General features: G+C 74.1%; 8 protein-coding genes. 3 read left to right on the forward strand and 5 right to left on the reverse strand.

What is annotated here, in order from left to right:
• Positions 1 to 10: 10 nt before the first annotated feature.
• Entirely contained in the window at positions 11 to 949 is a 939-nt protein-coding gene (gene cysK / locus I59_RS05065) for a cysteine synthase A (RefSeq protein WP_022902940.1), read from the reverse strand.
• 217 nt (positions 950 to 1,166) lie between these two features.
• Positions 1,167 to 2,189 (reverse strand): dipeptidase, encoded by a 1,023-nt coding sequence (locus tag I59_RS05070; RefSeq protein ID WP_022902941.1) that lies wholly within the window; start codon positions 2,187 to 2,189, stop codon positions 1,167 to 1,169.
• A 66-nt stretch (positions 2,190 to 2,255) separates the two neighbouring features.
• Between I59_RS05070 and I59_RS05075 the strand changes: the two genes are divergently transcribed.
• Positions 2,256 to 2,849: a GNAT family N-acetyltransferase gene (locus tag I59_RS05075; protein WP_022902942.1), complete on the forward strand. Its 594-nt coding sequence runs from the start codon at positions 2,256 to 2,258 to the stop codon at positions 2,847 to 2,849.
• A complete protein-coding gene (locus I59_RS05080; protein WP_022902943.1) occupies positions 2,846 to 3,376 on the forward strand; it encodes an SRPBCC family protein in 531 nt (176 codons plus the stop codon). The genes I59_RS05075 and I59_RS05080 overlap by 4 nt, the downstream gene beginning before the upstream one ends.
• 49 nt (positions 3,377 to 3,425) lie before the next feature.
• On the opposite strand, the gene I59_RS05085 is transcribed toward I59_RS05080, so the two are convergent.
• Positions 3,426 to 4,145: a VIT1/CCC1 transporter family protein gene (locus I59_RS05085; protein WP_022902944.1), complete on the reverse strand. Its 720-nt coding sequence runs from the start codon at positions 4,143 to 4,145 to the stop codon at positions 3,426 to 3,428.
• 182 nt (positions 4,146 to 4,327) lie between these two features.
• On the opposite strand from I59_RS05085, the gene I59_RS05090 reads away from it, so the two are divergent.
• Positions 4,328 to 4,897, forward strand: a complete 570-nt coding sequence (locus I59_RS05090) for a VOC family protein (RefSeq protein WP_022902945.1) — start codon at positions 4,328 to 4,330, stop codon at positions 4,895 to 4,897.
• A 22-nt stretch (positions 4,898 to 4,919) separates the two neighbouring features.
• Here the strand turns inward: I59_RS05090 and I59_RS20665 are convergent, their stop codons facing one another.
• Both I59_RS20665 and I59_RS05100 read right to left on the reverse strand, forming a co-directional pair.
• Positions 4,920 to 5,525 carry an N-acetyltransferase gene (locus tag I59_RS20665; RefSeq protein WP_022902946.1) on the reverse strand — a complete coding sequence of 202 codons (606 nt, stop codon included), beginning with the start codon at positions 5,523 to 5,525 and terminating at the stop codon, positions 4,920 to 4,922.
• A gap of 4 nt (positions 5,526 to 5,529) precedes the next feature.
• Positions 5,530 to 6,933, reverse strand: a complete 1,404-nt coding sequence (locus I59_RS05100; RefSeq protein WP_261976521.1) for an LLM class flavin-dependent oxidoreductase — start codon at positions 6,931 to 6,933, stop codon at positions 5,530 to 5,532.
• Between the last annotated feature and the right edge of the window lie 544 nt (positions 6,934 to 7,477).

Consider the following 7,477-nt stretch of genomic DNA (forward strand, 5'->3'; position numbering starts at 1 on the left):
GGAGCTGGGCTCACGCAGTGAGTCCCTCGAAGAGCACGGTCGACAGGTAGCGCTCACCGGTGTCGCAGACGATCGCGACGATGCGCTTGCCGGCGTTCTCCGGGCGTGCGGCGACCTCGATCGCGGCGTGGATGATCGCGCCGGAGGAGATGCCCGACAGGATGCCCTCCTGCGTCCCGAGGTCGCGGGCCACGCGCAGCGCGTCCTCGAGCTCGACGTCGAAGACCTCGTCGATGACGCTCTGGTCGAGGACCTCGGGCACGAAGTTCGCGCCGATGCCCTGGATCTTGTGCGGCCCGGCCTTGCCCTCGGTGAGCAGCGGCGAGTCCTTCGGCTCGACGGCGATGACCTGCACGCCGGGCACGCGCTCCTTGAGCACCTGGCCGACGCCGGTGATCGTGCCGCCGGTGCCGACGCCCGCGATGAACACGTCGACGTGGCCCTCGGTGTCGCGCAGGATCTCCTCGGCGGTGGTCTTCCGGTGGATCGCAGCGTTCGCGGGGGTCTCGAACTGGTGCGCGAGGATCGCACCCGGGGTCTCCGCGACGATCTGCTCGGCCCGGGACACCGCACCCTTCATGCCCTCGGGGCCCGGGGTCAGGACGACCTCGGCACCGTAGGCGCGGATCAGCGCACGCCGCTCGACGCTCATCGTCTCGGGCATCGTGATGACGACCCGGTAGCCGCGGGCCGCGCCGACCAGGGCGAGCGCGATGCCGGTGTTGCCGGACGAGCCCTCGACGATGGTCCCGCCGGCCTGGAGCTCGCCGGACTCCTCGGCCGCGTCGACGATCGCGACGCCGAGGCGGTCCTTGACGCTGGCGCCGGGGTTGTAGAACTCGAGCTTCGCGAGGATCTCGGCGCTGCCCTCGCGCGGGAGTCGGTTCAGCCGGACGAGCGGGGTGTTCCCGAACGCCTGGGAGATGTTGTCGTGGATGGTGCCGCTCATCTGGTCCGTTCCTTCGGGTCAGGTCGCGCCGCCTGCACTGGAGGCGCGGGTCGCTGCGGGTGCGCTGCGATCCTACCGAGCGGGGCCGGGCGTCCTCCGTTCCGTGACGCACGGGGCCGGGCGTCCTCCGTTCCGTGATGCGCGGCCAGCGCACGGGCGTCCTCCGTTCCGTGACGGGCGGGCAGCGCACGGCCGTCCTCCGTTCCGTGGTGGGCGGTCAGCGCACGAGCGTCCGCTCGAACGCGTCGTCCGTCGCCTCGAGCACCCGCAGCACGTTCCCGCCCGCCAGTGCCGCGAGCTCGTGGTCCTGCCAGCCGCGGCGAGCGAGCTCGGCGGCGAGCACCGGGTAGCGGGAGACGTCCCGCAGGTCCGGCGGCAGCACCGGCGTGCCGTCGTAGTCCCCGCCGATCCCGACGTGCGCCACCCCGGCGACCTCGCGGGCGTGCTCGACGTGGTCCGCGACCTCGGCGACCGTGACGAGCGGCGCCTCCCCCGCCGACCCGGCGGCCTCCCACTCGGCGTACGCCCGCGACACGAACGCCGGCACGAAGGTGATCATCAGGACGCCGCCGTTGCCGGGCAGCCGCTCGAGCACGTCGTCCGGCACGTTCCGCGGGTGGTCGTTCACGGCGGTGGTCGACGAGTGGCTGAAGACGACGGGTCGCGTCGCGACGTCGAGCGTGTCCCGCATCGTCGTCGGGGCCGTGTGCGACAGGTCCACCAGCATCCCGATCCGTTCCATCTCCGCCACGACCTCCCGACCGCGGTCGGTGAGGCCGCCGTGCGGGTGCGACCCGGTCGCGGAGTCGGCCCACGGGGTGTCGTCGTTGTGTGTGAGGGTCATGTACCGCACGCCGAGCCGGGCGAAGGTGCGCAGGACGGCGAGGTCGTCGCCGATCGAGTGCCCGCCCTCGGCGCCGAGGAGCGACGCGATTCGCCCGTCGTCGACCGCTGCGCGCACGTCGGCGGCGGTGCGGGCGATCCGGAAGGTCTCCGGGTACCGCTCGACGATCCGCAGGGCGACGTCGATCTGCTGCAGCGTGGTGCGGACCGGGTCCGGGTCGGAGCACGGCACGAACACCGACCAGAACTGCCCGACGACCCCGCCGGCGCGGAGCTTCGGGACGTCGGTGTGGAGCGACCCCTGCTCCGAGTCGATGCCCTCCACCCCGGAGCCGTGGGAGTCGCGGCGTTCCCAGGGCAGGTCGTTGTGGCCGTCGATCACGCGGAACGCAGTCATGCGGCGACGGTAGCGTACCCGCCCGGCCTTCTCGTGCCGGGATGTCGTCGTCGCTAGGCTCGGGCCGTGGACCCCGTGACGCTCCCGACCGACCGGCTCGTGCTCTCCGCCCCGGCGACGTCCGACGCCGAGGACGTCATCGCCTACGCGACCGACCCGGATGTCATCGCCTACACGCCCGTCCCCGGCCCGTACGGCCACGCCGAGGCCGTCGAGTGGCTGGGACGGTGCCGGACCGGCTGGGAGTCCGGGACCCGCCTCGCCTGGGCGATCCGTCGACGCGAGGACCCCCGCCTGCTCGGGACCGTCGAGCTCTTCCAGATCGCCGACGGCGCCGCCGAGGTCGGCTACGCCACGCACCCCGACGCCCGCGGCCACGGCTACGTCACCGAGGCGGTCTCCGCGATCGTCGACTGGGCCTTCGCCACCCCGCCGCACGGCCTCGGCCTCGTCCGCGTGCAGTGGCGCGCGATCGCCACGAACCACGCGTCCCTCGCCGTCGCCCGACGCGTCGGCATGTCGTACGAGGGCCTCCGCCGTTCGGGGGTGCTCCACCGCGGGCGCCGGCACGACGAGGCGCTCGCCGCGGTCCTCCGCGACGACGACCGGGCCGCCCCGCAGGGATGGCACGCCGCCCCGGACGACCTGCCCGCCACGTGACGGTCCGGTTCCGGCTCGACACCCACCTCGACTGCCCGCCGGAGCGGGCCTTCGCGCTCTCGCTCGACATCGGAGCGCACGAACGCTCCCTCGCCGGGACGGGCGAGCGCGCTGTCGGCGGCGTGACGAGCGGCAGGATCGGCCTCGGCGAGACCGTCACGTTCCGCGCGCGCCACCTCGGGGTCGTCTGGCGGTCGACGAGTCGGATCACCGCACTGGGCCCACGCCGCCGGTTCCGGTGCGACGCGCCAGCGGCGGACCGGCCGTGCCGGCGGGGAGAGGCGCCGCACCGGTTCGTCGACGAACAGGTGCGTGGGCCGTTCGCGCGGTTCCGGCACGAGCACCGCTTCGAGCGCGCCGGCACCGGCACCCGGATGCTCGACGACGTCGTGGTCACCGCGCCGTTCGGACCGCTCGGACGGCTGGCGGAGGTGGTCGTCCTCGGCCGCTACCTGCAGCGGCTGCTGACCGCGCGGAACACCGCGCTCGCTGCTGAGGCCGCCGCCGTCTCCGGCGCCGACGAGTGACCGCGGTGGTCCGGTCGGGTGCGCGCCGGTACGAGCGGGCCCGTCGCCGTCAGATCGCGTGCGCGCCCAGGATCGCTCCGGCGGCGTAGGTCGCGGCGAGCGCCAGGGCCCCGCCGACCACCACGCGCACGGTCGCCCGGCCGCGCGGTGCACCGCCGAGCGTGGCCCCGGTGGCCCCGGTGGCCGCGAGCGCCACGAGCACGGCGACGACCGTCACGAGGACCCGCACCGACTCGGGGGCGAGCAGCATGGCCAGGAACGGCAGCGCCGCCCCGGTGGTGAACGTCGCCGCGGACACCCAGGCCGCGCGCCACGGGCTGACGACCTCGTCCTCGGCGTCGCGCAGGGCGGCCTCGGCCCGGCGGGCCCGGACCTCCGGCCGCACGAGCTCAGCCGCGACGGAGGACGCGACGTCCGGCGCGACGCCGAGCCCGCGGTAGTGCGCCGCGATGGTGTCGGCGTCCTCGGACTCGGCCTCGAGCTGCGCCTGCTGCGCGGCCTGCCCGGTGCGCTGGGCGTCGCGGGCGCCGCTGACCGAGACGTACTCGCCGAGCGCCATCGAGACCGCACCCCCGACGAGGGCGGCGGTACCGGCGGCGATGACCGGCCCGGTCCCCGCGCCCGCCCCGGCGACCCCGACGAGGACCGCGGCGACCGACACGATGCCGTCGTTCGCGCCGAGGAGTCCGGCACGGAGCCAGTTGAGCTTCGCGGCGCTCGTCGTGTCGTGATCGGTGGCGGGGAGCACGAGGTCGGTTGCGGTCGACATGCGATGAGCATGCCACCGTCCGGAACGGTCCGCCAGCAAGGTGAGGCTGCCCTGACCTGGGGTTTTGTGGTGAGGGCAGCCTTACCTGAGCGGACCGACAGCGAGTGCGGCAAACCGCACCACATCCCGCACCGGGTCCTGCACGCCCGGGCACCCGGTGGCCCCGGTGAGAGCATCCAAGGATGAGCAGGGGAATCAGGATCGACCACGTGGGCGTCACGGTGCCGGACATCGACGCTGCCACGGCCTTCTTCGCGGCGGCGCTCGACGCCGTCGTCCTCTACGACGTCCGGTGCCGCAGCGAGGAGCCCCGCGGCTCCGCGGAAGTGCACCGGTACCTCGGGATCCCGTCGACGATGGCCCAGGGAGCCATCCGGATGCTCGCACTCCCCGAGGGGCCGGGGCTGGAGCTGTTCGAGTACCTCGGCCCGGACCAGCGGTTCGCCGCGGCACCGTCCGACCTCGGGTGGCAGCACCTCGCGCTGTACGTCGACGACCTCGACGCCGCACTGGACAAGGTCGAGCGGGCCGGGGGCCTGCGGAACTCCGATCCGCGGGAGCTCCGCGGCGTCGAGGCCGGCGAGGGCAACCGGTTCGTGTACACCCGCACGCCGTGGGGTTCGACCCTCGAGCTCGTGAGCTACCCGACACCGCAGCCGTACCTCCTCACGGCGCCGCGGGCGAAGTGGGCCCCGTGGCCGACCCCGGCCGATGCGCTCCCGGAGCCCGTGGCGGCACCGATCCCCGGGTGACCGGGCAGCGTTCGGGCCCCGGTCAGTCGCCGACGGTCACCCAGGCCCGCGTCGGCCGGCCGGACAACGGGTGTGCGAACGGCTCGCCCCAGGGCCGGAACCCGGCACTGCGGTAGAGGCCGAGCGCCGGGGCATTGTCCTCGAGTGCGTGCAGCACGCACCGGGCGTGCCCGGACCGTGCTGCGGCGTCGACCGCGGCGCGCAGGAGGTCCCGTCCGAGGCCGTGTCCCTGCGCACGCGGGTGGACCGCCAGCAGCGACAGGTAGGCGGCGTCCTCCGGGTCCTCCGGTCCCCCGGTCCCCGGCGCCGTCACGAGGGCGAAGCCCGCGACCCCCGCGGCCCCCGGGAGGGCGAAGCCCGCGGCCCCCGCGCGGGCGAAGCCCGCGACCTCCGCGACCCCCGCGACCCCCGCGGCCCCAGCGGCGCCCGGCGCATCCCCCGGACCTCCCGGCTCCGCCGCGACGACGAGCGCCACCCGCGGCTCCGCGAACTTCGCGAGCGCCCGGGCGCGGACCGCGTCGGACTCCGGCACGGCGTCCCGCACGCTGACCGCGGCGACCCAGAGGTCGACGCAGGCAGCGGCCTCGTCCTCCGACGCGGCACGCACGACGAAGGACGATCCGATCACGCCGTCAGCCTACGACCGCCTGCTGACCGATCCGGTAGCCGGCACCGCGGTGCTCCCCGGGCAGCCGGTCCCCGCGGCCGTGCAGCTTGTGCCGGAGCGACCCCGGCGTGTACTCCGTCGGGTAGACACCGCGCGCCCGCAGCTCGGGGACGACGAACTCGATGACGTCCTCCCAGGTCCCGGGCGTCACGGCGTAGGCGAGGTTGAAGCCGTCGACGTCGGTCTGCTCCTGGATCTCCTGGAGGCGGTCCGCGATGGTCGCACCCGAACCGACCTCGACCGGCCCGAGGCCGCCGATCGCCGTGTGCCGGGCGAGGTCGCGGATCGTCCACTTCGATCCGTCGGACCCGGTGGCCGCGGAGATGTTCGCCGCCGCGGACTGGATCGCGTTCGACTCGACGTCGCCGAGCGGCTCGTCGAGGTCCCACTGCGACAGGTCGACGCCCATCCACCCGGAGTTCAGCACGAGGGCGCCCTCCTCCGAGGCGTAGGACAGGTAGTCCTCGTACTTCGCGCGCGCGGCCTCGTCGGTGGCGTCCGTGATCACCGTGAGCAGCGAGTAGACGCGAGCGGCGTACCGGTCGCGACCAGCTGCCTCCAGGGCGTCCCGGATCTTCGTGACGGTCGCTGCCAACTGCGGCAGGGTCGGGGCGCCGACGAAGACGGCCTCGGCGTTCTCGGCCGCGAAGCGGACACCGCGCGGCGATGCCCCGGCCTGGTAGATGACGGGCGTGCGCTGCACGGACGGCTCGGACAGGTGGATGCCCGGGACGTCGAAGTGGCGCCCGTGGTGCTCGATGGGGTGCACCTTGGTCGGGTCGGTGAAGACCCCGGTCTCGCGGTCCTCGACGACCGCGTCGTCCTCCCAGGAGCCCTCCCAGAGCTTGTAGAGGACCTCGAGGTACTCGTCGGCGACGTCGTAGCGGTCGTCGTGCGACAGCTGGTCCGTCTGCCCCATGTTGCGCGCGGCGCTCGGCAGGTACCCGGTGACGACGTTCCAGCCGACGCGCCCCTTGGTGAGGTGGTCGAGCGTCGACATGCGCCGGGCGAACGGGTACGGGTGCTCGTACGCGGTGCCGGCGGTGATGCCGAACCCGAGGTGCTCCGTGACGGCGGCCATCGCGGACACGAGCAGGATCGGGTCGTTCACGGGCACCTGGGACCCGGTCCGGAGCGCCGACTCGTTCGAGCCACCGTAGACGTCGTACGTCCCGAGGACGTCGGCGATGAAGATGCCGTCGAAGGCACCGACCTCGAGCGTCTGCGCCAGGGAGGTCCAGTACGACAGGTCGTTGTAGTGCCGCGAGCGGTCGCGGGGGTGGCGCCACAGCCCGGAGGACTGGTGCGCGACGCAGTTCATGTCGAACGCGTTGAAGCGGATCTGCCGGGGAGCGTCGTCGGTCGTCACGGACGCGACGCTACGGGCGCCGAGCGGCGACCGCCACGCGCGTTGCGTCGTGTGACGTCCGGCCGGGAGGCCCGGGGCGCGGTCCGCTGTGCGGCCTGCGGTCGGACTGCGCTCGCCACGGGCGCGGGGCGCCGGTCCGCGCACGGCGCGCTTCCTGAGCGCGACGACGCCATCCACGGCAGGATGCAAGGGTGTCCCAGTCCATGCAGCGCACCCGGTGGTCCGCGACGACCCGCGACCCGACGCAGGCGGCCGAGCAGCTGCTCGGGCTGCCCGACCTGCGACGGGCGGACGTCGACACGGGTGCCGAGGAGTTCACGTTCGACGTGCGCCGCCGTGGCACGGACCTGCTCTCGCTCTGGTCGTCCGCCTCGACGGGCGACGTGCGCGGCGAGGTCGTCGCGGACACCGCGATGGTCCTGTTCTGGTTGAAGTCCGGCAGCGGCTCGGTGGACGACGACCACGACGTCCCCACCGGACGGCCGTCGCTCTTCCGGCACGACCCGCAGCACGTGCGGTGGACGGGCTNGAGCTCGACCTCTCC

This window comes from Curtobacterium sp. B8 (assembly GCF_000333315.1).
Taxonomy (GTDB): Bacteria; Actinomycetota; Actinomycetes; order Actinomycetales; family Microbacteriaceae; genus Curtobacterium; species Curtobacterium luteum.

Coding starts and splice junctions, on each gene's coding strand:
- I59_RS05090 (WP_022902945.1), top strand. CDS start 4,328: ATGAGCAGGGGAATCAGGATCGACCACGTGGGCGTCACGGTGCCGGAC.
- cysK (WP_022902940.1), bottom strand. CDS start 949: ATGAGCGGCACCATCCACGACAACATCTCCCAGGCGTTCGGGAACACC.
- I59_RS05085 (WP_022902944.1), bottom strand. CDS start 4,145: ATGTCGACCGCAACCGACCTCGTGCTCCCCGCCACCGATCACGACACG.
- I59_RS05070 (WP_022902941.1), bottom strand. CDS start 2,189: ATGACTGCGTTCCGCGTGATCGACGGCCACAACGACCTGCCCTGGGAA.